Source organism: Streptomyces sp. NPDC002671 (genome assembly GCF_053592475.1).
This window is the reverse complement of sequence record NZ_JBSFVU010000010.1, coordinates 13,992-34,211: the sequence shown is the minus strand read 5'-3', so window position 1 is coordinate 34,211 and position 20,220 is coordinate 13,992. Positions and strand designations below refer to the sequence as shown.

At 66.9% G+C, this 20,220-nt stretch carries 33 protein-coding genes; all 33 read right to left on the bottom strand.

Features of this window, described 5'->3' with window-relative positions:
* Nucleotides 1-67 precede the first annotated feature (67 nt).
* A complete protein-coding gene (locus tag ACWD35_RS17135) occupies nt 68-715 on the bottom strand; it encodes a hypothetical protein (protein WP_451352054.1) in 648 nt (215 codons plus the stop codon).
* On the bottom strand, nt 673-1,215 hold the full coding sequence (locus ACWD35_RS17130; RefSeq protein ID WP_451352053.1) for a hypothetical protein: 543 nt from the start codon (nt 1,213-1,215) through the stop codon (nt 673-675). Before ACWD35_RS17130 ends, ACWD35_RS17135 begins: the two co-directional genes overlap by 43 nt.
* 745 nt (nt 1,216-1,960) lie before the next feature.
* Complete coding sequence (locus ACWD35_RS17125; protein ID WP_451352052.1) at nt 1,961-2,605, bottom strand: hypothetical protein; 645 nt, start codon at nt 2,603-2,605, stop codon at nt 1,961-1,963.
* Nucleotides 2,606-2,636: 31 nt separating this feature from the next.
* The gene (locus ACWD35_RS17120) at nt 2,637-3,260 is read right to left on the bottom strand and encodes a hypothetical protein (protein WP_451352051.1); all 624 of its coding nucleotides are present in this window, start codon (nt 3,258-3,260) and stop codon (nt 2,637-2,639) included.
* A 102-nt stretch (nt 3,261-3,362) separates the two neighbouring features.
* On the bottom strand, nt 3,363-3,602 hold the full coding sequence (locus ACWD35_RS17115) for a Panacea domain-containing protein (protein WP_451352050.1): 240 nt from the start codon (nt 3,600-3,602) through the stop codon (nt 3,363-3,365).
* Nucleotides 3,603-3,612: 10 nt separating this feature from the next.
* Nucleotides 3,613-4,137: a hypothetical protein gene (locus ACWD35_RS17110; protein WP_451352049.1), complete on the bottom strand. Its 525-nt coding sequence runs from the start codon at nt 4,135-4,137 to the stop codon at nt 3,613-3,615.
* 55 nt (nt 4,138-4,192) lie between these two features.
* Nucleotides 4,193-4,450: a hypothetical protein gene (locus tag ACWD35_RS17105; protein ID WP_362283471.1), complete on the bottom strand. Its 258-nt coding sequence runs from the start codon at nt 4,448-4,450 to the stop codon at nt 4,193-4,195.
* Between the two features lie 209 nt (nt 4,451-4,659).
* Nucleotides 4,660-5,064, bottom strand: a complete 405-nt coding sequence (locus ACWD35_RS17100; protein WP_451352048.1) for a hypothetical protein — start codon at nt 5,062-5,064, stop codon at nt 4,660-4,662.
* A gap of 19 nt (nt 5,065-5,083) precedes the next feature.
* Nucleotides 5,084-5,518, bottom strand: coding sequence for a hypothetical protein (locus ACWD35_RS17095; protein ID WP_451352047.1), 435 nt, complete (start codon nt 5,516-5,518; stop codon nt 5,084-5,086).
* A 661-nt stretch (nt 5,519-6,179) separates the two neighbouring features.
* Nucleotides 6,180-6,482, bottom strand: a complete 303-nt coding sequence (locus ACWD35_RS17090) for a hypothetical protein (RefSeq protein WP_451352046.1) — start codon at nt 6,480-6,482, stop codon at nt 6,180-6,182.
* 419 nt (nt 6,483-6,901) lie between these two features.
* The gene (locus tag ACWD35_RS17085; protein WP_451352045.1) at nt 6,902-7,150 is read right to left on the bottom strand and encodes a hypothetical protein; all 249 of its coding nucleotides are present in this window, start codon (nt 7,148-7,150) and stop codon (nt 6,902-6,904) included.
* A gap of 345 nt (nt 7,151-7,495) precedes the next feature.
* Complete coding sequence (locus ACWD35_RS17080; RefSeq protein WP_451352044.1) at nt 7,496-7,987, bottom strand: single-stranded DNA-binding protein; 492 nt, start codon at nt 7,985-7,987, stop codon at nt 7,496-7,498.
* A 441-nt stretch (nt 7,988-8,428) separates the two neighbouring features.
* Complete coding sequence (locus tag ACWD35_RS17075; protein ID WP_451352043.1) at nt 8,429-8,746, bottom strand: hypothetical protein; 318 nt, start codon at nt 8,744-8,746, stop codon at nt 8,429-8,431.
* A gap of 190 nt (nt 8,747-8,936) precedes the next feature.
* Entirely contained in the window at nt 8,937-9,863 is a 927-nt protein-coding gene (locus tag ACWD35_RS17070; protein ID WP_451352042.1) for a hypothetical protein, read from the bottom strand.
* 34 nt (nt 9,864-9,897) lie between these two features.
* Nucleotides 9,898-10,071, bottom strand: a complete 174-nt coding sequence (locus ACWD35_RS17065; protein WP_451352041.1) for a hypothetical protein — start codon at nt 10,069-10,071, stop codon at nt 9,898-9,900.
* Nucleotides 10,072-10,132: 61 nt separating this feature from the next.
* Complete coding sequence (locus ACWD35_RS17060; protein WP_451352040.1) at nt 10,133-10,711, bottom strand: hypothetical protein; 579 nt, start codon at nt 10,709-10,711, stop codon at nt 10,133-10,135.
* Between the two features lie 41 nt (nt 10,712-10,752).
* Nucleotides 10,753-11,073, bottom strand: a complete 321-nt coding sequence (locus tag ACWD35_RS17055) for a hypothetical protein (protein WP_451352039.1) — start codon at nt 11,071-11,073, stop codon at nt 10,753-10,755.
* 95 nt (nt 11,074-11,168) lie between these two features.
* Complete coding sequence (locus tag ACWD35_RS17050; RefSeq protein ID WP_451352038.1) at nt 11,169-11,333, bottom strand: hypothetical protein; 165 nt, start codon at nt 11,331-11,333, stop codon at nt 11,169-11,171.
* Nucleotides 11,330-11,887, bottom strand: coding sequence for a hypothetical protein (locus tag ACWD35_RS17045; RefSeq protein ID WP_451352037.1), 558 nt, complete (start codon nt 11,885-11,887; stop codon nt 11,330-11,332). Before ACWD35_RS17045 ends, ACWD35_RS17050 begins: the two co-directional genes overlap by 4 nt.
* Nucleotides 11,888-11,889: 2 nt before the next feature.
* Nucleotides 11,890-12,429, bottom strand: coding sequence for a hypothetical protein (locus ACWD35_RS17040; protein WP_451352036.1), 540 nt, complete (start codon nt 12,427-12,429; stop codon nt 11,890-11,892).
* Nucleotides 12,430-12,501: 72 nt separating this feature from the next.
* Nucleotides 12,502-12,678, bottom strand: coding sequence for a hypothetical protein (locus tag ACWD35_RS17035; protein WP_451352035.1), 177 nt, complete (start codon nt 12,676-12,678; stop codon nt 12,502-12,504).
* Between the two features lie 56 nt (nt 12,679-12,734).
* Nucleotides 12,735-13,043 (bottom strand): hypothetical protein, encoded by a 309-nt coding sequence (locus tag ACWD35_RS17030; protein ID WP_451352034.1) that lies wholly within the window; start codon nt 13,041-13,043, stop codon nt 12,735-12,737.
* Between the two features lie 45 nt (nt 13,044-13,088).
* A complete protein-coding gene (locus ACWD35_RS17025) occupies nt 13,089-13,988 on the bottom strand; it encodes a hypothetical protein (protein ID WP_451352033.1) in 900 nt (299 codons plus the stop codon).
* 2 nt (nt 13,989-13,990) lie between these two features.
* Nucleotides 13,991-14,668 (bottom strand): hypothetical protein, encoded by a 678-nt coding sequence (locus ACWD35_RS17020; protein ID WP_451352032.1) that lies wholly within the window; start codon nt 14,666-14,668, stop codon nt 13,991-13,993.
* The gene (locus ACWD35_RS17015; RefSeq protein WP_451352031.1) at nt 14,665-15,180 is read right to left on the bottom strand and encodes a hypothetical protein; all 516 of its coding nucleotides are present in this window, start codon (nt 15,178-15,180) and stop codon (nt 14,665-14,667) included. Before ACWD35_RS17015 ends, ACWD35_RS17020 begins: the two co-directional genes overlap by 4 nt.
* Nucleotides 15,167-15,511, bottom strand: coding sequence for a hypothetical protein (locus ACWD35_RS17010; protein WP_451352030.1), 345 nt, complete (start codon nt 15,509-15,511; stop codon nt 15,167-15,169). The genes ACWD35_RS17015 and ACWD35_RS17010 overlap by 14 nt, the downstream gene beginning before the upstream one ends.
* Before the next feature lie 110 nt (nt 15,512-15,621).
* Nucleotides 15,622-16,293: a hypothetical protein gene (locus ACWD35_RS17005; RefSeq protein ID WP_451352029.1), complete on the bottom strand. Its 672-nt coding sequence runs from the start codon at nt 16,291-16,293 to the stop codon at nt 15,622-15,624.
* Nucleotides 16,294-16,295: 2 nt separating this feature from the next.
* A complete protein-coding gene (locus tag ACWD35_RS17000; protein WP_451352028.1) occupies nt 16,296-16,883 on the bottom strand; it encodes a hypothetical protein in 588 nt (195 codons plus the stop codon).
* A complete protein-coding gene (locus ACWD35_RS16995) occupies nt 16,880-17,050 on the bottom strand; it encodes a hypothetical protein (RefSeq protein WP_451352027.1) in 171 nt (56 codons plus the stop codon). Before ACWD35_RS16995 ends, ACWD35_RS17000 begins: the two co-directional genes overlap by 4 nt.
* A 140-nt stretch (nt 17,051-17,190) precedes the next feature.
* Nucleotides 17,191-17,775 (bottom strand): hypothetical protein, encoded by a 585-nt coding sequence (locus ACWD35_RS16990; RefSeq protein WP_451352026.1) that lies wholly within the window; start codon nt 17,773-17,775, stop codon nt 17,191-17,193.
* Nucleotides 17,776-18,231: 456 nt separating this feature from the next.
* Nucleotides 18,232-18,576 carry a hypothetical protein gene (locus tag ACWD35_RS16985; protein WP_451352025.1) on the bottom strand — a complete coding sequence of 115 codons (345 nt, stop codon included), beginning with the start codon at nt 18,574-18,576 and terminating at the stop codon, nt 18,232-18,234.
* A gap of 904 nt (nt 18,577-19,480) precedes the next feature.
* Nucleotides 19,481-19,696 carry a hypothetical protein gene (locus ACWD35_RS16980; RefSeq protein ID WP_451352024.1) on the bottom strand — a complete coding sequence of 72 codons (216 nt, stop codon included), beginning with the start codon at nt 19,694-19,696 and terminating at the stop codon, nt 19,481-19,483.
* Nucleotides 19,684-20,154, bottom strand: a complete 471-nt coding sequence (locus tag ACWD35_RS16975; protein ID WP_451352023.1) for a hypothetical protein — start codon at nt 20,152-20,154, stop codon at nt 19,684-19,686. Before ACWD35_RS16975 ends, ACWD35_RS16980 begins: the two co-directional genes overlap by 13 nt.
* Between the last annotated feature and the right edge of the window lie 66 nt (nt 20,155-20,220).

Below are 20,220 nucleotides of genomic sequence, written 5' to 3'. Positions count from 1 at the left end.
CGTGTGGCGCCGGACCAACCGGCCGTGCACCGCGGTGATCGTGACCGTCATCGTGTCGGATCCCGTCTCAGTAGCCCTTGCGGGCCGCCGCGCGGGCCTGCGCTTCGGCGTCACGGACGGGGATGGTGGCGAGGAGTTCGCCGGGGCTCGCGGCCCTGGCGAGGGACTTGGTACGGGCCGGGTCGGCGTACAGGGTCCACACGTCGCCGCCCATCCGGGGCCAGTAGGAGAGCTGCCAGAACCGGCGGTTGGCGTAGCAGATCTGCCAGGAACGCGGGCCGGACGGGTGCGCGCTCACACCGGCCGGAAGGTCCGGCAGTTCCGGCGCGGGACCGTACGCGCGGTCTATGTAGGCGAGGTGTTCGGCCGTCGCCGTGATGGCGACGCGCACCGTGTGCGGCCACCGGTGCCCCTCGGGCAGCATCGGCGCCCACTCCTTCCACTGCGCCTCGCTGCTCGCGCAGCCGGTGTACGGCACCCAGGCCGCGCCGCGCGCGTAGTTGAAGCCGAGCCGCATCAGGTGCCACCCAGCCGCGATCTTCAGCCCCTCCGTGTTCGCGCCGTCGGTGATGGCGTCCAGGTAGATACCGGCGGGGTCGTTCTCCCGCCCGGCCGCACCCCGCTCCGTGAGCGGGATCATGTGGCGTTCCGCCGTGCTGCCCTCGGCGGTCATCAGCCGCAGCGTGGCTCCCCCACCGGCGAGCGGGTACGCCATCCGGATTCCGCGACGGTCGGCAGGGCGGCGAGTTGGCCCGCACGCATCCGCTCCAGCCGCTCGGTCATGGTGGCCGACACCTGGGAACACTCGCCGCCCTCGGCGGCCAGGCGCCACGCGGCGCCGTGTGCACGGGTACCCTGGTCGCGAGTTGCCGGCGCGGCCGTCACGGTCGCGGCCGTCTTCTCCCGCTCGTGGGCAACCGCGCCGACCGCGAGCGCGAGAGCGCCCTTACGGGTGGTGCTGTGGCTGCCGACCTGCCGCCGCTCGCCGCCGACTTCGCGCACCTGCCAGAACAGCATTCCGCGTTCCGATACCTGGTAGGCGGCATACGTGCTCTGTGGGAACCGGCGCCCGTTGAGCGTCTCGCCGGGCAGCGTGAACAACCAGCCGTCGACGCCGTACTCGGTGCCCTCCGGCGCACGGCCGTTGGTCGGGGTGTACCGGCGGTACGAGCGGGTGACGATCTCTCGAACGATGCTGCGAGCCTGCGTGGTCATGCTGGGGGTTCCTTCCGGGATTGCTGCCGTGGTCGGGGACCCTGTGCCGGTCGGAGCGGGTCCGGTGTCCCCGCTCCGTCTTGCTTGGGGTGCCGGTCGTGATCCGGTCGGGGGCTGTGGGTCTTAGAACGGGGGGGCCGTCGTAGGGACGGACGACGTACAGGCGGCCGTCGTCGTGCACGGCCAGGCGCTCGCCGTCCTCCAGCGTGAAAGTGTCGTGTCCGGCCTTGTAGCCGCAGCCGCGCGCCGTGCACACGTAGACCGGCTGACCGTGGCTGAACAGGCCGGTTACGGGGGTGTAGCCGCCAAAGCCGCACTTTGCGCACACCTGGGGGCCGAACTCCTCATCCCCGATCACCATTTCGCCGGTGTGCCGCTCGGCCGCCCGCGCTGCGGCCTTCTCGCGTCGGTCGGTGCACGCGGGATCGTCGCACGGCCGGTGCCCGATCAGACCGTCCGTGGACGCGTGGCGGATCTCGATCAGGCCGTAGTCCCGGCACGAGCCGCACAGCGGCTCCGGGGCGTGCGGCTGCTCACCGTCCACGCACCCGGTCCGGTTGGACGAGTCGTACCAGGCGCCTTGTCCGTCGGCCTCGATGTACTCGATTTCGCGGGCGCAGTGCAGACAGGTGCGGGTCTCGGCGGTGGTGCTCATTTGCGGTGGTCCTTTCGGGGGTTGGGCCGCACGCCGGTCGGTCGCGCGGCGGGGGCCGGCCGCCAGTGGAAGGGGCTGCCGGTCGCGGGTTCAGCGGGTCTCGGCGGTGAGGTCGGCCACGCGCCGCTGGTAGGCGCCCCAGACTTTGGCGGTGTCCAGGCTGGGGCCGGTGGTGTAGCCGGTGGGGGAGGATGCGTGCGCCCACGTGCCGTGTGCGGTGACGAATTCCCGGTATTCGGTGCGGCTGGCCGGGTGGGATGCGATGGTGACCCACTGCGCGCCAATCAGGGACGGATAGGCGGCCAGGTGGGCGGCGACGGCCGATGCCATGGCGTCGGCGGCGGCCGGGTCGGTGATGTTGGCGGGCGCCTCGGTGAAGTCGCAGTGCACGTGATGGGTGTTGAAATTGTCGGTGATCACAGCGCTGATGCCGAACAGTCCGGCCAGTGGCACGTCGTAGCCGGACACGGCGGAGCGGTTGGTGTGGGAGTACGCGTCGATCCACACGTCCGGCTGGCCCGGGGCGGTGGTCACCAGGGAGGCGCCGGGCAGGGAGCGCCAGGGCTTGACCACGCGGAAGGTGACGCCGTGCGTTGTCAGCGCGGCCTTGAGGATCGTGCCGGTGCGCTCGGCGACGGCGGGGGCGGTCTTGGTCAGGTCGTGGGGCCAGGAGGTCAGAGAGACCCCCGCCCGGCGAGCATGATGCTCAGCTGGCGGGGGCTCTGCGGAATTCACCTGCCGACGCCCAGGGTCAAGCCGCAGTCGGCTACGGCTGGATGCTGCCGTCCGGCACGAGGATCGTGATCCGGTCCTGGCACAGCTGCTGGCCGCCGTTCGAGAAGAGACCACTCAGGCTTCCTGCGTCCGTGCCTTCCTGGTCGGACCCGATCTTCAGCCGACTCCTGCCGTGCGGGTCGCCGGTGTAGCTCGGCTTCGACGCATCGACGGGCTCGACCGTGCAGCGCAGCCGCTCGACGCGCGGCGTCTGGTCTGCTTCGTGTGGATAGATGACTCGGACTGTGATGTCGTTGATGAACGTCGAGTGGTGCCACGGGAACTGACGCTTCTCACGTTGTTCTTTCACCGACACTCTTCTGGGTACGACGACGTCTTTGTCTTCGATGGTCGTGTAGTCGTAGGTGCCGGTGTCCGGAGTCTCCGCCTCGGGGGTCGCCTTGTAGTAAGAGCCGTCGGCGCGCTTGACGAGCTTCTGCACGGGGTCCGCGACGTAGACGATCTTCGTGTTCGCCATGGCAGCGCGCTCCTGGGCGTCTTGCTCCTTGATGTGGTTGAGCCAGAGGAACACGCCTGCGACCAGGGCGGCAACGATCGCGATCGAGATCGCCCAGTCACGCAGGCGTTGGCGTTGACGTAAGGGGGTGTTGTACATGGTGCTGGGTCTCTCTCATTCTGGGCGTGGTCAGGTGGTTTCGACGTCGCTGCGCATGCGCAGCCGTTTGGCGAAGAAGCCGGCCTGGACGGTGAAGTAGCCCTAGTGCAGCTCATAGAGCTCAGGGCAGACGGGCCCGGAGGCCCAAGCCTGGATCGCTTCCGGGAAGAGGGCTCTGCCCTCCCAGGCGAGGTGCCAGGCCTGGCGATAGTAGACAAGCTTCTGGAGCTTCATCGCCGTCATCGCCGGCCGGTCGGGCTCGGCCACGGCGTGTTTCTGCAGGATGTGCTTGGCGACGTCAAGGACGGATGTCTGAGACTGAGCGATGGTTCCAACCTTCATTCCGCTTCGATCACCAGCAGTGCCGGAACAGGTAGTCGCCGCGCGGCAGTTCGCCGCGGCGGATCAGATCGGTCAGGACCAGCCGCAGCGACGGCGAGAAGGCGCGATCGGCGAAGAACCGGTCCTCGAACACGGCGTTCTCAAGGTCTTGCGTCGCCGGCGGGTTCGCCTCGACGGTGGCTGGTGTGTTTTCGTCGGCGACGCGGATGCTCAACCAGTAGTCCAGCTCCGTCATGCCGGTCTTGAAGACGCTCTCGCCGGTGCGGGAGTCCCAGCCCAGGTAGATCTCGGCGTCGTCGAGGTCGCCGAGTGCCTGCAGGTAGTCCCCGTCGGAGGTGAGCTCGTAGAGCTTCACGCTGTCATTGCCGATGTGCTCGTCGTCCCGCTGGCATCCGCGCAGCGAGCTATACGGCTTGCCATAGACGCGCTCGGCGATGGCCTCGATCGGAATGTATCTGTTCTCAGCGGTCACAAGATCAGCGTGCGGCTCCAGCATGTAGATGCTGCGGGGCGTGTATTCGGGTGCATCGGGCATGACGGAGCCTCCTGTGGGTGGTTCGGTGGTGATTGCAGGAACGAGCGCGTGCGGCTCAGTGCTCGCCTCGCAGGAGGTCCGCCAAGGCCTGAGCATGGGCGTTCTTCGCTTGTTCGACGGCGGCCTGCTCCTGAAGGGAGTGGATCTTCTCCCCCGCCTGGATGCGCTCGTCGACGGCGTCCATGGCGAGAATGACGGCAGCGAGTTCGAGCCGGGCGTCCGCCACGCGGCGCTTCAGCTCGGGGTGCCGCTCGGACATCACGCCCAGCCGGTGGACGGCGTCGATCTTCTGCTCTTCACTGACGGTGGACATAGCGGAACTCGCTTACTGCTGGGTGGTGTTGAGGAGCGTGGGGTCAGGGAACAGAACGCAGCGCCACGAGGACGAGGAGGACGGAAGAGGTTCTGGTGCGGGACATGGCGTCTGCTTTCTGCTTCAGTCGAGTGGGGCGAGAACGAGGAGCCCCCGCGCGGCGTGATCCCTGCGGGGGCTGATGGTGCGGATGCGTTGCGCTCGTGGGGTCAGGCCTGGGCCGGTACCCCGGCGAGGTCGATCCTCCGGCCGCGGGCCAGCTCGGCGGCCGGGACGTCGATGCGGAAGCCGCCGGCCGGGTAGCTCGGGTGGGTCGAGAACACCACGGCGCACATCCAGGAACCGGAGTGGCGCTTACGTGGCACGGGCTCTTCCTCAACGCCGTCGGGCAGAGCCTCCTTCCGGAACTCCATCGGCACCACGACGACGCGGTAGGACTGGTTCGTGCGCGGCGGCTCCCAGGGCAGCTCGACGAGCAGGTCCTTGGGCCACTCCTCGATGGTCACGGGTCGGGTGGACAGGTAGTGGTTCAGCGAGCCTTCGGGGGCCTGGGCCAGCCGGGTCCGCTCCTGCTCTTCGGTCTCGATGAAGCCGATGCGGCTGAGGAAACTCATGATGGTCAGTGCTCCTTGGTCAGTGCTTGTGCTGGGAGTGGGCCGCTGGCATGGGTTCGAAGAAGGCGAGCTCGTCGAGCTCACAGCGCACGCCGTAGATGCGTGCGTCCTCCAAGACGGCGAGGTCCTGGTGCACGAGGTCGTCCGGCTTCGTCAGCCAGTGGACGAACACCCCGGTGTCGTCAATGCGGTTCCAGGAATGCCGGACGATGATGCCGATGCTGCCGGGGACTGCACCGAACCCGTATTCGAGGTATCCGCTGGGCTCGGCGAGGAGGACGTAGCTGCCGACGGCGGGCCGGGCGCGCTGCTCGGTCTTGCTGCCGTGGTTCTTGGCCCGCGGCTTCCGTCCGATCAGGTCCGGCAGGAGGAAGGCGAGTCCCATCGTCGCGAGGGCGGCAGCGAAGACGATGAGGATGATGGGCAAGCCGGGCATCGTCTGGAGCGTGTTCATCGGCGTGGTTTCCTTCGCGACCGCAGTGGAGGGGAAGAGGAAAGGCAGGGCGAAGAAGCCGCTGGTCAGCGAGTCTCGCTGTAGCCGCACTCGGAGCACGTGTGCGTGACCTTCTCGGCCCTTTTGCTGGCGCGGACGCCGTGGGCGTTCGACTCCATGTCGATGGCGCAGTTCGGGCAGTTCATGGCTCGGCTCCTGACGTGACGAGGATGTTCTTCAACGCCAGATCCGGATCAGCTCCGCTGATCCCTTGTGCTTACTGCCTTCACGGGACGAGCAAGGCGAGCCACGAAGAGGAAAAAACACAGCACCCCGGCGCAGCTGCTGCCCAAAGGCAGAGCGCGCACCGGGGTGCTGGGGAAGCCGGAGCCGCGGAGATCTCCAGGGACGCGCCGCAGGGATCAGCTGCAGCGCTCAGGAATCGAACCTGTTCCGCGGTCGGTCTGCACGGTGTGCCCACTGGCGCACGCCGAGGATCAGTCGGCGCACTGCGGATTCGAACCGCTCCGTACAGAAGTCAGTGGCGGCTCTGTTGTCGATCGCCCGGATCAGCTGTGCTGATGACTCGAGAACAGTCGAGGTTTGGCCGGCAGTGGGGTCAGATCCGGTTGAGGGCGTCGAAGAGCAGGCCGCGCCAACGGGCGCCCCCGGAGGGGCGGGTTTACGAGTGGTGGGCGGCGGTGTTGGGGCACGCGGCGTGGTCGAGCGTTCCCTTGCCCTGGCGGACAGGACAGCGGGTGTTGAGCATGTCCAGCAGCAGCGCGTTGAGGGCCTGGACGGTCGCGGCGTGGGTGCGTTGGTCGCGGTCGTGCCCGATCGCGGCGGCCTCCAGCATCCTGCGGGCGAAGAGGTCGATGGCCTCGCGGACGCCTCCGACGCTGCCCAGGTCCAGGGCGGCGATCTCGGTGTTTACGGGCCGCTGGTGGGAGCGGCGGGCGGGGACGGTCGGGGTGGTGTTGCTCAACGCGTTCTCCTGTCCAGACGAGTTGGGTGGGTGGTGCCGGGGGGAGGGGCCCGGCGGACCTGGGGCAGCCCCCGATGAGGCCCCAGGTGATGGAACAGTCCTTGGGGCGATGACGATGGCGATGGTGCCTCGGTATTCGGAGCCGGGGATCAAGGGGGTCTCGGCCTCGATGCCGTGACGGGCCGCGCCGTTGACTTGCACCGTGTAGGTGCGCGGAACGGTGTCCGTATTGCGGACGCGGTAGCCGACCTCTACCGAGTGGTCGCGGTCCGTGCCGGAGGTGATCTCGCCTGCTTCGGTGGCGTCGTAGGGAGTGGACTGGAGGGGTGGTGAGGGTGGTGCGGGTGGTGAGGGCGGTGCGGGCGGTGAGGGTGGCCCGCGAAACAAGAGCTGACGGCCCCACGCCCTCTGCCAGGGTGTCAGTCAGCCTGTTCGTCTCGGCTCTGGACTGCTGCTCCGATGATTACGAAGGTCACGGGCACGGCCGCAGGCAGCCAGATCCACTCGTCGGCGCCGCGCGCCCAATCCGTAAGCGTAAGGGCGGCTATGCCGAAGACGACGAAGCTGAGGTAGCCGGCGTTCAGCAGGTGCCGGCCCTGCCCCTGCAGGAGCCTGGCGCGACGCCGGGCGTGGGGACGGAGCACGTGTGGGCCGTCGGGTGGGATCACGGTGACTACTCCTGTTCGTGGGTGTCGCGTCCGACAACGTCGGCCTTCAAGACCACAACCAGGTGGTCCTGAGGGCCGACGCCACGCAGGCCCCCTGAACTAGCCAACAGCATCGGTGCCGAGAAGGCGGGCCGGGGGCACCGATCGAGGTCTTGGAGTGAGAGGCTGGGCCGTTGTCGGCGTCGGCCAGGCCCGCGGCGTGGGTTACTTGTCTCGCTTGCCGGTGAGGTTGATCCGGACGCGGGACTTGGGCATGTGCTGCTCCTTCGTGTGGTGAGGGCGATGGGGTCCGTTCTGTGAGCTCGACCAGGCCCACCGCCGGGAGGGGCGAAGTTCTATAGATCGTCAAGCGGTCTGAAAGGGCAGCTGCTCGTCCTGCACGGCGCTGGCGTGCGCGACGGCCGGAGCGGCAGCCGCGACCGGGGCGGGAGCCTGGGCCTGCAGGTTCTGGTTCTGGGCCTCGGCCTTGGTGACGCGCTCGGCCAGGCGGGCCTGGGTGGTGGCGCGGGACTCCAGGAAGGAGATGTTCTGGATCTCGAGCTTGACCTCGAAGACCTCGGCACCGTTCTTGGTGTAGCGGTTCAGGCGGGGCTCATAGCTGAGGCCCACCAGGTCACCCTTGTGCACGTGGGCGAACGGCCCGGTGCCCTGCGTCTCGGCACGGACGAAGGCCTCGAAGGGCAGCGCGTCGGAGATGCGGTTGCCCTGACGGTCGGTGTAGCCGCGGTCGACGAAGGCGGTGAGCATGACCTTCTTGGAGCCGTCCTTGTTCTCGAAGACCTTCGGGTCGTTCGCCAGGCGGCCGATGACGGATGCGGTGCTGTTCGGGTTCGACATGATGGATTCTCCTTGAATACAGCGCAGCGCCCGGATCGACGTCGTCGTCCGCGCGCAGTTGGGTGGGTCGTTGAGATGTTCAGTTGTCTGTCATGCCACCATCCGGATCAGCTTCGCTGATCAGATGATGTCCTCTTCCAGTGCTTCTTCCGAATCAGCTGTGCTGATCGAATGCCTTGTCACTCCGAGGCCCGAATCGGCTTCGCCGATCAAACTCGCGCTCTTCGCTGAGTTATCGGCCACTCCCCCGACCAGACTCCCGACGTGATGCCCGGATGTCTCGTAGCTCGGCCTCCGCCTGGTCTGCTCTGGCGGTATCGCCCCTCTTGCAGGCCAGCCGATAGGAGTACTCGAGATCGGCGATCCTGCCTCGGCGGACGACCGCCAGGATGAACCAGAACAGCAGCAGGACCAGCCCGACGGCGATGAGGATCCCGAGACTCACAGCGTCACCTGCACTTCGTAGGCCGTCGAGCGGTAAGGCCCAACGGTGAGTGTGTGCATGGGCGTCACCAGACCTGCCTGCGCCAGGCGAGCCGTCAAGCCCGAGTGTTCAGACCAGTCCTTGATGAAGACGTTCCCGGGTTCGGGTGTGAAGCCGTAGCCCTGTAGGCTGATCGAGATGGGCTCGGCGGGGCCCTCTGCGTTTTCGAGTTCCAGCACACGGTTCTCGTCGTCGTGCACGAGCGCTCCGGTCAGCTCGATGCCGCCGAAGGCGATGGTGACGTCGTGCTTCACGGTGGTCGTGGACTCAGCCATGGTGGTCTCGCTCTTCTCGTGATGTGGATTAGGCACGCCCAAGGGCGCGATCAGCTGATGCTTCGCACAACCGGCCTCATGAGCTCCAGCACAGCGGCGGGATTCGAACCCACGAAGCGATCGCGCCCGTGGGCGAGGGGATGCAGATGCCTCCGCAGATCTACTCCCGGATCGACTGCGTCGATCCAGATCAGTCACCAGCCAGCGCCTGCTCGCGACAAAGCTGGCCGATCCGGGCGACGGCTTCGGTCGGAGGCTCGTAGGCCGGCGGCAACTCGCTGATCGTGACGTCGAGTTCCCGAACACCCGGCAGTGGCGCGGGTCGCGGCATGGCCTTGCCCTCGGCGGTGTCGAGGTACTGCGAGATCGCTCGCTCGATGCGTCGGTTGCGGGTCAGTACTCTGTTCATGCCACCGACCGGATCGAGGTTCAGGTCGAGGGTCACCGCCCGGTTGAGTGTCTGGCGCATGCGGTACTCGATGGTGCGGTGCGCGTTCAGATCGATGACGGTGTCCTTGTATCCGAGCAGAACCGTGTCGAAGACACCCTCGATGCTGTCTGGGAGCTGCCAGCCGGGCAGGTGCCCGAAGGTGCCGTTGGTCTCAGGGTCTTCAGCGTCGAGCAGAGAGTTCCAGTCGTCGCGCCGATGCTTCCACTCGTCGTCCGAGACCTCCGTCGGCCGGTCAGCCTGGTTCTGGTAGTGGTAGTCGACGAAGATCGGGTGGCCATCGGCTTCGAGGGCCAGGAGTGCGTCGGTGTACGCGCGCTTCCCGGCGAAGGGGTACGCCAACCGGTGTGTGCCCCACTCGTCGTCGACCTGGCCGAAGACGATGCTGAAGCGCAGCGGATCGTGGAACGTCATGCGGTCATCGAGTCCGGCCTGCTCGTCGAGCCAGAGCTTCCGAGCCCGGTAGACGAGGTAGTTGTGCAGGGGGCCGCCCATGTCGCGTTCGCGCACCTCGGCGTCGTCGACGACGCGGGCGACGTTCCTGGCGATGATGGGTACAGCCAGCTCGCGGAAGACCTCGCGCATGCGCTTGGAGATCACGCGGGTGAGTTCGAAGAGGTCGGGCGCGTGCGCGGTCAGCCGCAGCCCGTCGTACAGCTTGGCGCTCATCGGATTTTCCGTTCTCGGGACGCTCATATAGCTGTCAAGCAGCTGGAGCAAGGTCGTTTTGAGTGATGTGCGTGGCCGGTGTACTGGTCAGAGCGCGGTGGACCTCGCGGGCGACGATTCGCTTGCGGCAGCGCATGATGTCCTTCTTGGACAGCCCTCTCTTGGTGCGGCGTTCGACGTAGGCGCGGGTGTGTTCGTCGAAGCGCATCCGGACCAGCACGATGGTGTGCAGCGCGATGTTCGCGGCCCGGAGAGGATTGCGCGCCGGCTCAGAGGGCGCGCTCCCGGCACAGGGTCTCGGCCTGGGCGAGGTGGCTGTGCACCAGCGCTGCGGTCGCGCCCTCGGGGGAGAGGAACGGCTCCGTGATACCCGGGCCCGTCCAGCGCCCGTCGTCGGTGCGGCGTACCGGCTCGAGCTCCCTGGTGTCCACGCGCACGGACCGTTCGCCGGCGCCGGTGGGCGGACTGACGCAGGCCCGAGCGAGCGCGTCGTTGATCTCGGGGACCGTGCCGAGCCGTCCGGTGTCGTCGAGCAGCAGTGCGGTGGCTTCCAGACGTTCGACGGTCTCGGCGGCCAGGGCCGACAACTCCCGCAGCAGCGGGCGGCCTTCCGCCAGGTCGCCGTCCGAGGACCTCGCCGCGGTCTGCTCGGCCGCCGTACGGACGGTGTCCAGCCGGGCGGCTGTCGTGCGGCAGTTCTTCGCGGACCGCGCGAAGCGGTCGGCGGGCAGCGTGGCCATCGCCGTCTCGATCGCCAACAGGTGGCCGGCCGCGGGTGACGGCGTCGCCTGGAGGTCGTGCCAGATCCGGCGGAGGGGGGCCACGTCGGCGTCGGCTCCGTGAGGCACGGCGTACCGACCCTGCAGTCCGGCGGGCGCGCGCCGCTTCGTCAGGCGCCGCGCAGCAGCAGCCGCAGCGCCTCGGGGCGGACTTCGTCGTCACGCACGATTTCGCCGTCCGGGGTAGCCCAGTACGCCTCGGCGCCGCCGTCCCGGACGACGACCGTGCGCATGAGGGTGCGGGTGCCGTCGGTGACGACGTCGCCGCGGCGGAACCGGCCGAGGAGAACCTCGACCTGCAGGTCGTCCTCGGACTTGTAGTCGATGCACGTGCGGGGGCTGAGCTCGAGGTGTCCTGGCGCATGCCGTTCGATGATGGCTTCGACGGTGACGCGTACGCGGTCGCCGGGGGACAGGCGGGGGATGGGCATGGATTCTCCGTGGTGTGGTGGGAAGAGCCTCTGGACGGCCGGCGGGTGCTCCTGAGACCGGCCCGGTGGCGACGGAAGCAGGCGGATGATCTCGATCAGGTGCGGATCGTGCCCATCGGGTCCGGCGCCTGCACCCGCAGGCGCACCGGCTCGCCTGGCACCGGCGGGATCAGTTCGGTGGTCAGGATGTTCTCTGTACTGCGTGCCGCCTGCGCGTTCAGGTCCTTGTGAATCAGCGTGCGCAGCTCGATCGGGTTCATCGGACATCCTTGACGCTCGGGGTGCCGTTGAACTTCGCGACCCACGATCCGGGCGGTCCGGTCAGGCGGGCCGCTGCGGTGCCGTCCGGGCTCGGCGCCCAGCCGGCCATCGCCGTCCGGCGCGCGTCCTTCTCGTCCAGCGCACGGACGGTCGTGGTGATCGGAGCCGTGATCGTGACCGTGAACGTCTTCAGCGGCGGCGCCGTCCTGCGCCACTTACGGTACTGAGCAACGGCGTGCTGGTAGCGCACCAGCTCCCGCACGTACTGCTCGATGCGTACGAACCCGCGGGCCGCATCGTGGCTGGTGGTGTCGATGTCGCTGAACCGCACCCGCTCTCCGGTACCGACCCCGCAGGGACCCGAACGCTCGTACAGGGTGTCCAGCGGGGCGCCTGTGGCCTTGGCTTTCGCGCACCGATCCTTGATGTACTCGGCGTGGGACCCGATCTCTACGGCCCAGGCGACCATGTGCAGGTAGCCGTGATGCTCGGCGGGATCGGTGACGTGGTTGATGGCGCCACCGTAGGGCGGGTTGAACTTCGGCTCCTGCACGGTCAGCTCTCCTTCGTGCTCAGGCTGTGGGCGGTCTCGACCTCGGCGCTGTCGTCGTTCTTGCCGACGGAGGTGGGGCGGCCGAAGAACCCGGCGCTGATGAGGTCCGTGTTGTGTTTGACCATCAGGTCGTAGAAGGCGGCCTGGGCTCGGTTCATCACCTCGATCTCGTCGGCCAGTGCGCCCTGGATGGTCTCGACGGCAACGTTGTCGTCGCTGCCCTCGTTGTCGAAGTCCTCGAAGGCGAGGTATGCGGTGTCAGTTCCGGCGTGGAAGAGGTCGAGCCAGACGTAGGTGGTGATCTTGTAATCTCCGCGGCCGTCTTGGTCGTTGGGGAGGTTGAACTTGGTGTCGAGCTGGGTGAACAGGCGCGGCAGGCTCTCCTCGACCCCGTAGCGTTTGGGGCCGCCGCGGTGCTCGACGCGGTGGTGGTCGTGGTCGACGGAGGCGATCTCCAGGGTGGGCGTGAGGGTGTCGAAGAAAATCAGGTTGATGTTCGTACGGACCAGGTAGTGGGAGTTGTTGTCGGGGTCCTCGGACACGGGGTTCCTCCTGGGGTGGTTGGCCGGGCGGCCACCGCCACGCCCCCGAAGGGGCGGACGGAAGCTGTCCGGTCAGCCGCGCAGGCGCCGCTTCGCCGCGTACAGCTCGCGGGCCGCGAGCGCGATCTCGCTGTGCGCGTTCGCTTCGGCCTCCAGGAAGTTCTCGTCCTCCTCGTCCCAGGGCAGACCGGCCTCCTCCCAGGCGAGCCAGTCACTCAGCTCGGGCTGCCGCTCGCTCCCTTCCGGCATAACAAAGGCGGCCCACCGGGATGGTGAGCCGCTGAGTTGTTGTGGTGTCCTTGGGTCTACTGTTCTTCGTGACAGAGCCCGTTGTCGATCAGGTACCTCTTGTCGGCTGCAAGCTGCCGGATCTTCTCGATATAGCTGGAGCTGGTCCTGGCCCGTGCTGCGGCTGCGTCCGTGATGATCCTCATTGCGGACTGCCACTCTTCTGTGCTGCCTTCTGCCTGGTGCGCCTGCTGTATCCGTTTGAGCAGGCGGTAGGACCGCACGAGATCCTGGGCCAAGTCGCTCGGTGCGGGAAGCGGCATGTGGTGGAGGCTGCTCCACGGCGCGGTGAGCAGCGCGGTTGAGCTGACAATAGCGATCTTCATTGGCCGGGGCTCCCTCTTGAAGATGACGGAACTGGCGAGCCTGAGTCATTCCGTCTCGCCGTACAGTCGGTCCTTGAACGTGAGGTCGGCGATGGCGCCGAAGGTGTCGCACACGGCGTCGGTCACCACGGCCAGGCGCCGATGGCGCGTGCCATCCAGTTCCGTGAAACGGAGCACCGCACTGATCGCGCCCTCGGGAGCATGGAGGATGACGTCCTCACGGCCCGGGGTGTAGGCGGCGAAGTACCTGCTCCCGTACTTGTTGACCACGTCGTGGAAGTGGAAGACGACCTGCTTGTAGTTCTCGCGGTACTCGGGGTTGATCGTCTTCGGCTCGGGCCGGCCCCGGTTTTCCAGCTTCTCGGCCCAGACGTACACGATGTTCGGGGAATACCGTAGGCCGTACTCGCGGTCGCGGAAGGTGAAGGTGGCGGCGAAGTCGGGGTGGTCCGTGATCGGACGCCAGTCCCCCATGCCCATGCCGACCTGGTGGGTGGTGTACGTCCACCACAGGTTGGCCAGCTCATCGAGCGTGGTGTCCGGGCCGATGCTGGCCTGCGGCAGCTCGCGGCTGTTCACAGACTCCGGCCGGGCGCGGCAGCCGTGGAGGCGTTTGTCCCGTCCCTGCCTGAAGTACTCCACCGATCCGAGCAGCATGCAGTCGTGGCAGGCCGCCTCGTGGTACGGGTGGTCGACCAGCCGGTGGCCTCCGGCGATGTCCTTGAACTCGGGGGTCGGGTTGTAGATGCGGAGCGGCACGATGCGTGCCTTGAGGGCGGGGCGCCGCATGTACGCCTTGCCGCAGGGCTCGCACACGGGGTCCTGGTGGTGCTCGCGGTCCCCAGGCTCCCCGGGGACCTTGGGCATCGAGTACAGCATCAGGTGTGTCGCAGTCCCGGTGCACTCGTCATCCATGTCGGTGCTGCGCAGGGTGGAACAGCGCATGATCAGTTGCCCTTCCGGTCGGGGTGCGGGTTACGGGTCCAGCTGCTGCGCCAGCGCTCTTCCTCGGCGTTGTAGTTGCCGTCGTACACCAGGGAGAAGCGGTCGCCGGCCACGCGGGCGTGCACCGGGCCGGCCGTGCTGATCACGGACGCATACGCCTGGTGCAGCTCGGAGTCGACCTTCCACTGCTCCTCTTCGCGGAACGCCTCGCTCACCGCGTAGCTGCGGCGCATGTACTGGAGCAGCTCGTACTTCGCCTCGACGGCCGGGAGCATGTAGGTGTAGCCCCGCACATCGCCGGTCAGACCCGGGTGCACCCAGTCCGCCGACATGTCGTGCACGCCGTCCAGCGGTACGCGCTTGGCCCAGTGCCGGTCGATCGCCTCACCGGCCCGCTGGTCGAAGATGCCGTTCCAGCAGTCCGCGGCCTCCTTCGCCAGCCGGATGTACTCGCTCAGCGCGCGGTGCGCTCGATGGGCCTCGTGCTCGGACGGCGAGTCGTAGTAGGACACGCACCACCACTCACCCTTGGGGCCGAAGCCGTCGCGCATGCTCTTGCCGGGCAGCTGGCGGCCTGCGACCCAGCTGCCGTCGCGTTCGCCGAGGAATACACCCTGGAACTTGTCGCGCCACTGCGAGCGCTTCGAGTGGACGAGCGTCCAGCCTTGTACGGTCTTCATGCCGTTCCCTTCTTGGTGATGCTCAGCTCGTGCAGCGGAAGCCGTTTGGGATTGCAGGGGTTGCCGCTCGGCGCGTAGTCGATGCGCTGGCAGACCGCGTAGCCGGTCAGGTAGCCCTCGTCGGCGTACTCCCGGTCGGTGTCCTCCAGGCGCAGGACCTGGTACACGCGGCCCCGGAAACGGACCCGATGACGCACTAGATCACGGAATTCGGAGGCCCACATGTCCGTGGCGTCACGGCGCAGGTACGGGTCAAGGATTTGTTCGGGATGGCTGTAATTGCCGACGGATTCGGGCGAGGCGACCCGGTTGTAGAGCGTGTCCAGCACGGCCGGACGCGCTTTGGCGCCGACCTTTCGGATGAGCTGGACTTCCAGCATCAGCGCTTTGCCCGCGCGGATTTCTGCTGCGTCCGCGTCTTCCAGATCCTCGATGTTCATCCGGGAATCGAGGTACGCACCGGTGGGTTTGCTCTGCGGTTTGATACGTACGCTCAGTTCAGGCCAGCTCACGCGGATTCCCCTTTTCGGTCGGTTCGGCCGGCACGTCGTCAACAGGCTTACGGTGGAACGAGCGCGTGTGCTCGACACTTTTGATGCGGCGCTCCCAGGCGCCGATGTGGCGCAGGCAGGCTATGTAGTTGCTGAGTGAGGTCCAGGTCTGCCCGTTCTGGCAACTCGACCAGTACGTGTTCCAGAGTTTGCTCAGCTCCGCGCACTTCGTGGTACGCAGTCCGACGAAGTGGATCGTGCCGCCGGGGAAGTAGACGAAGATAGCGCAGCCGCACGGCAGCGTGTACCGTCCGGTTTCCAGTCCGATCGTGTCGGCCACGAATTCAGCCATGCTGAAATCCTTTCGCTCGAATAATGGAAGTGGCGCCCGGGCCGGAATTCGAACCCGCGAATACGTTGGAGAGGGAGGTGTATTCGGTGACCCGCACGACCGGACCCGGATCACATACAGATCTGGGCGTTGTCCTGGAGCTGGTGGGTGTGTTTCTCGTTGGCAGGCACGTCGGTACCGCACGTCTCACAAGTGACCGTGTGCTTTTCCCAGGGCTGCTCGCAGTACACGCACTTCTCGTCGTCGTACTGCGGGGTGCGGATCAGCTCCGTCTGGGTACTGTCCGGTCCGGTGAACTGGTAGCTGGCCCACTCGTGCGGGTGCTGCGCGGCGGCCTCGCGGACGTTGTCCTCCGTGATGAACTCCGGGTGCGACAGCCCCCACTCGCGCAGCGTCGCGGCCACCAGCTTGAACAGGGCCTGCGGCAGCTCGTAGGAGTTGCGCACGTGCCGGGTCAGCGCGGTGTGGCTGGGCGACTTCTCACCCAGCTTCATCCACTTCCCGCACCGGTCGCACCGCTCGTCCGAGATCTGTCCCCGCTCGCCGTTCGGCAGTTCGGTCAGCTCTGTGCTGGTCATCTGGCTGGTGATCACCTTCGGGAAGTCGCCGGAGTCGTAGGAACCCTCGTCGCTGAAGTCGACCCCGACCCGCTCGGCGGCCCGCCGGATCGCCTCTTCGTGGTTACTGCTGTGGGCGACCTTGATGCCATTGGCCCGCATCCGCCCGATCGTGCAGGACGGGCACAGGTTGTCGTCGTAGTACGTGTAACCGACTACGGCCATGGTCAGATCTCCTGGAAGTGGTAGCGGCCGGCGAACAGGTTGTTGTGGGTGGGCAGGTCGATCCAGGTGTCCCGGTAGGTGCGGGAGACCTTCTCGAAGGCCGACTCGGTGTCCAGCGGTACGACGACGGACCTGGACCAACAGAACGACAGGTGGCGGCTGTTCTCCACGAAGCGGACTTCAGCGGTCTCGATGCCCCGCTCGTGCATGGCACGGGCCTCGTCGCGCATCTCCTCGAAGCGCGGGGACTGGACGCCGTAGACCTGCTGGCCGCCGACGTAGACGTAGAACCGGCCGGTGGTGTGCGTGACGGTGTGGCCCAGGCCGATCTCGTAGACGTCGTACGAGTGCCAGCCCTTGTCGTCCTGGTAGAAGTTCATCCAGCCGAGCGGGTTGGGCATGGAGAAATCGCGGCCGGTCTCGGGATTCAGGAGCTGCCCAAAACCCTTCTCCTCGTCCATGATGCGGACCGGCATGAACTTGTTGTACAGGCCCATGCTCGTCACGCATTCCGATGCGCCGAGCTTGACGAGCACGGTGTCTCCGGCCTTGACGTAATGATTCTCGGGCCTCTTGTAGTGCAAGCTCATATTTCCTCCCTGAAATCGAGCATCGCTTGCGACGTAGCCGCCGTTGCTGCTGCATCCTGGATTACTGTGCGCGTTCCATCGCTGTGCACGAGAAAAGTCTGCCGGAATTCGCGGCCGAGATATTCCCGGACCGTGACGCGGAACGGGACTCCCTTGCGGCTGTTCATGTGACGGACCGCCCACGCTGCGACCGGGTCCAACTCACCGGAACTTCGGCGGGGCTTGAGCTGCACGTACCGGGTCGCTGTATCGGTCCACGCGCCCTGGCCCTCGTACTGCTGGAGCGTGAAGAAATACAGCCCGGACGTCAGTTGTCCGGCACGACCCTGCCGTCCGGGTACACCGTGTGCGGTCGGCCGGCGAACTCGCTCACCCATACCGAGACCCGGCCGCGCCACTCGTACTTCGGCTGCTCCTCCGGCAGCCAGCGCAGGAACGCCAGCGCCTCAGCCTTGAACTCGTGTGGCTGCCCTGCCAATCCGGTGGCGCGGATCGAGAACCCGGACTTCCAGTTCTCCCACTCGCCGTCCGAGCCGACCGGGCGCCGCTGCTGCTGCATGATGTAGAGGGATATGCCCTGACGCGCGTCCGCCTCACCGAGCGGCCAGCACACCATCCGGTCGAATCCCTCGCCGAACACCTTCTTCGGGTTGACGTAGGCACATCCTGTCTGCCAGCGGTTGCCGTGGTCGTCGACCAGGCTCGCTTCGCTGCGCGGCATGGTGGGGCGTGTGCCGAGGATCAGGTAATGCGTCGTGCTGGCGGGCGTACTTCCGGTCGCCGTGCGGTGGTAGACCAGCTCATCGCCCTGGATCTTGATCGAGATTCCCATGTCGGCACGGTTGATCCTTTTCTTGCCGTCCCATTCGTACGGCAGACGCGGACGCGTCATCGAATTTCTCCACTCAGGAATTCGGCTTGGCCTGCGGGTCGGGGATTGCGCGGATCGGGTCGTACGTCGACATGCGATGGCCGTTCAACCTGCACCATGTCTGGTCGTCGTGGGTGACGTCGTACCAGCCCTTGAAGTGCTCACCGCCGTGGTCAATGCTTTGATCGCGCGTGAACTGCTCCGGCTCGGCCGTCCCCCACTTATGCTCGACCGGGTAATCCGGCCCGGTCCGGCGTTATTCGCAATACGCTGTCGAAAGCCAGCGTTTGATCCGCCAGCGCTCCAAGTCCTCCCACCAGACCGCGAGTTTCTCGCAGCCCATGCGATGGCACAGGATTTCACCGATGCGTCCCCGCCGGCCCGTCGGCCGGCCGATCCACAGCTCGACCATGCACGGCGCGCACAGCCACGGCCGGCGTCGGTACCTCCTACGCACCGAGCCCGACCGGAAGCCATCTACGCGTCCTGCTCCTCGACCTCGACAACCTCGATCATGGACACCTGCGCGTAGATGTCCTCGACCGTCCGCAGCAGCGAGAGCGCGTCGTTCTCCTTGACGTCGTCGGCGTCCAAGTCGATGAGCATGTCGTTGACCAGGGTGCGTGCCCACTCCAGTTGATCCCGGACCGTCGGCTCATCCTCCGAGCGCTCGGTGGGCCGCTCGACCATGCGCGTCGCCGGCGACAGCAGGGACTTGACGACGTCCCGAACGCTGCGCCGTTTACGCCGCCTGACCTCCGGCACCGCCGGCCGGGATGCCGGATCGCTCTGCCCGTAGACGTACGGCTTGGTCAGATTCACCGGCGCCAGATGTGACTCGTGACGGGTCGGCGACTGGCCGCGCGCCATGGCCCCTTGCCGACCCTCGACTGTGTTGATTCGATTCCGTCGGGAATTGGTCATGCGGTGCGAATTCCTTCCTTCCGATGATGGACGGCGGCACCTTCGTGGCGGTCTCGGCCAAACCGCCTGCGCCCAGATCGGGCACAGCGGCATGGGCGGAAGCGGCAGGGCGCGAGACAAGAGAAGTCATGGTGAGCAGCCCTTCGTGGGGCGGGATGAGAAGCCCACGAGCAGCCGCCCGGCAGGGGGCCACCTGCGACCGACACGCGCACGACGTGCCACAGAGTCCTCCGGATCAACTCCGTTGATCACCCAGCGCCGAACAGACCCGCAAGCACGCCGCGCGCCCGAGCCCCGCTCGTCGCGCCCTCTCCACCCCCTATCATGTGGCATTCTGACTCATCGCCGACCGTCATTCAATAGGCATTCGAATAAGATGCCCTCGAAGACCAGCCGATCCAATCGGACTGGTCGGCGACAGTAGAGGCAAGGCGAGAAGCGATGAAGACCTGGAGGACGAGGAAGGCTGGGCTCTCTGCTGCGGCGCCGGCTGCGGGCGCGGGCGCCTTGCTCGTTGGGTGTTCCGGCGGCAACGGCGGAACAGCCCAGGAGGCACAGCCGTCGCCTGCGCCAAGTCCGACCACGGGCACCGCCAAGGTCACTGACAAGATCCTCGGCGAGGCGCTGGGCAAGCTCGCCTTCCAGGGCACCGGGAGTTCCGGCTAGTCCGAACGGCAGCAGCCATGCGGTGGAAGTAGCGGTTTTCGAGGCGGGCACGGGTCAGGGTCATGGTGGATCTCTCTTTCAAGGGCGGCCCCAGGCACGGGAGTTGAGGGCGATATCACGAATAGAGTGCTGGTCTTCAGAGACCGTGCTTCTCGTGGTCGTAGGGCTCGCCCGGCCGGTGGACCGCGATGCGCACCATGGGTGTGGACCCGTCGATCTCCGGGCGCTGCGCGGCCGGTGCCGGTGTCCGGGTCTGGGTGCTGATCTCACGGGCGATCCAGAGGATGCAGGCGACGATGGCCAGCACGATGAAGAGGAGCGCCAGGCTCTGTAATGGCGTCAGGGGGTACATGGGGAAGGTCCTCGGTGAGTGGAGCGTGGAGCCGCCGACTCGCAGAGCTCGGCGAGGGTATGGCCGCAGGAGAGGTAGGTGAACTCGTACAGCGGGCCCTGGCCCCAGTCCGGGTCCCAGTCCTCGGGCGGCAGGGCGGGTTCGACGGTGCGTTTGACGATGTCGCGGGGCAGGCCCGGCTCGCTGGTCTCGTCGTAGGAGCAGAAGGGGCACCACTCCAGCTCAGGCGGCTGCGCGGCGACGCCGAGCAGTTCAGGTGCGGTGACTGTACGGGCCATCCCGGCCGACGCGGCGTCGGTCAGGAGGAGGTCAGTGATCGGTGCGGCGATGACGGTCATGGGGTCCTCGGCTCGGTCGTAGTGGGGTTTGCGCAGGGCTGGACAGCGCACAGCGTGAAAAGAGGGGTCTTCATAGTTGAGCAGCGCGGGGGTGTCCGCGGGCTCGGCGAGTGGTGACACAGCGTGTCCGTAGTTGCTGGTTCTCGGCGTTGCGGAAGGTCGGCACCAAGGGGCCGGACATGTTCC

Excerpts from the sequence above, each read along its gene's own strand:
- ACWD35_RS17135 (WP_451352054.1), bottom strand. The coding sequence starts at position 715 with ATGGCGTACCCGCTCGCCGGTGGGGGAGCCACGCTGCGGCTGATGACC.
- ACWD35_RS17130 (WP_451352053.1), bottom strand. The coding sequence starts at position 1,215 with ATGACCACGCAGGCTCGCAGCATCGTTCGAGAGATCGTCACCCGCTCG.
- ACWD35_RS17120 (WP_451352051.1), bottom strand. The coding sequence starts at position 3,260 with ATGTACAACACCCCCTTACGTCAACGCCAACGCCTGCGTGACTGGGCG.
- ACWD35_RS17115 (WP_451352050.1), bottom strand. The coding sequence starts at position 3,602 with ATGAAGGTTGGAACCATCGCTCAGTCTCAGACATCCGTCCTTGACGTC.
- ACWD35_RS17110 (WP_451352049.1), bottom strand. The coding sequence starts at position 4,137 with ATGCCCGATGCACCCGAATACACGCCCCGCAGCATCTACATGCTGGAG.
- ACWD35_RS17105 (WP_362283471.1), bottom strand. The coding sequence starts at position 4,450 with ATGTCCACCGTCAGTGAAGAGCAGAAGATCGACGCCGTCCACCGGCTG.
- ACWD35_RS17100 (WP_451352048.1), bottom strand. The coding sequence starts at position 5,064 with ATGAGTTTCCTCAGCCGCATCGGCTTCATCGAGACCGAAGAGCAGGAG.
- ACWD35_RS17095 (WP_451352047.1), bottom strand. The coding sequence starts at position 5,518 with ATGAACACGCTCCAGACGATGCCCGGCTTGCCCATCATCCTCATCGTC.
- ACWD35_RS17080 (WP_451352044.1), bottom strand. The coding sequence starts at position 7,987 with ATGTCGAACCCGAACAGCACCGCATCCGTCATCGGCCGCCTGGCGAAC.
- ACWD35_RS17075 (WP_451352043.1), bottom strand. The coding sequence starts at position 8,746 with ATGGCTGAGTCCACGACCACCGTGAAGCACGACGTCACCATCGCCTTC.
- ACWD35_RS17070 (WP_451352042.1), bottom strand. The coding sequence starts at position 9,863 with ATGAGCGCCAAGCTGTACGACGGGCTGCGGCTGACCGCGCACGCGCCC.
- ACWD35_RS17065 (WP_451352041.1), bottom strand. The coding sequence starts at position 10,071 with ATGCGCTTCGACGAACACACCCGCGCCTACGTCGAACGCCGCACCAAG.
- ACWD35_RS17055 (WP_451352039.1), bottom strand. The coding sequence starts at position 11,073 with ATGCCCATCCCCCGCCTGTCCCCCGGCGACCGCGTACGCGTCACCGTC.
- ACWD35_RS17050 (WP_451352038.1), bottom strand. The coding sequence starts at position 11,333 with ATGAACCCGATCGAGCTGCGCACGCTGATTCACAAGGACCTGAACGCG.
- ACWD35_RS17035 (WP_451352035.1), bottom strand. The coding sequence starts at position 12,678 with ATGCCGGAAGGGAGCGAGCGGCAGCCCGAGCTGAGTGACTGGCTCGCC.
- ACWD35_RS17030 (WP_451352034.1), bottom strand. The coding sequence starts at position 13,043 with ATGAAGATCGCTATTGTCAGCTCAACCGCGCTGCTCACCGCGCCGTGG.
- ACWD35_RS17025 (WP_451352033.1), bottom strand. The coding sequence starts at position 13,988 with ATGCGCTGTTCCACCCTGCGCAGCACCGACATGGATGACGAGTGCACC.
- ACWD35_RS17020 (WP_451352032.1), bottom strand. The coding sequence starts at position 14,668 with ATGAAGACCGTACAAGGCTGGACGCTCGTCCACTCGAAGCGCTCGCAG.
- ACWD35_RS17010 (WP_451352030.1), bottom strand. The coding sequence starts at position 15,511 with ATGGCTGAATTCGTGGCCGACACGATCGGACTGGAAACCGGACGGTAC.
- ACWD35_RS17005 (WP_451352029.1), bottom strand. The coding sequence starts at position 16,293 with ATGGCCGTAGTCGGTTACACGTACTACGACGACAACCTGTGCCCGTCC.
- ACWD35_RS17000 (WP_451352028.1), bottom strand. The coding sequence starts at position 16,883 with ATGAGCTTGCACTACAAGAGGCCCGAGAATCATTACGTCAAGGCCGGA.
- ACWD35_RS16995 (WP_451352027.1), bottom strand. The coding sequence starts at position 17,050 with ATGAACAGCCGCAAGGGAGTCCCGTTCCGCGTCACGGTCCGGGAATAT.
- ACWD35_RS16990 (WP_451352026.1), bottom strand. The coding sequence starts at position 17,775 with ATGACGCGTCCGCGTCTGCCGTACGAATGGGACGGCAAGAAAAGGATC.
- ACWD35_RS16980 (WP_451352024.1), bottom strand. The coding sequence starts at position 19,696 with ATGTACCCCCTGACGCCATTACAGAGCCTGGCGCTCCTCTTCATCGTG.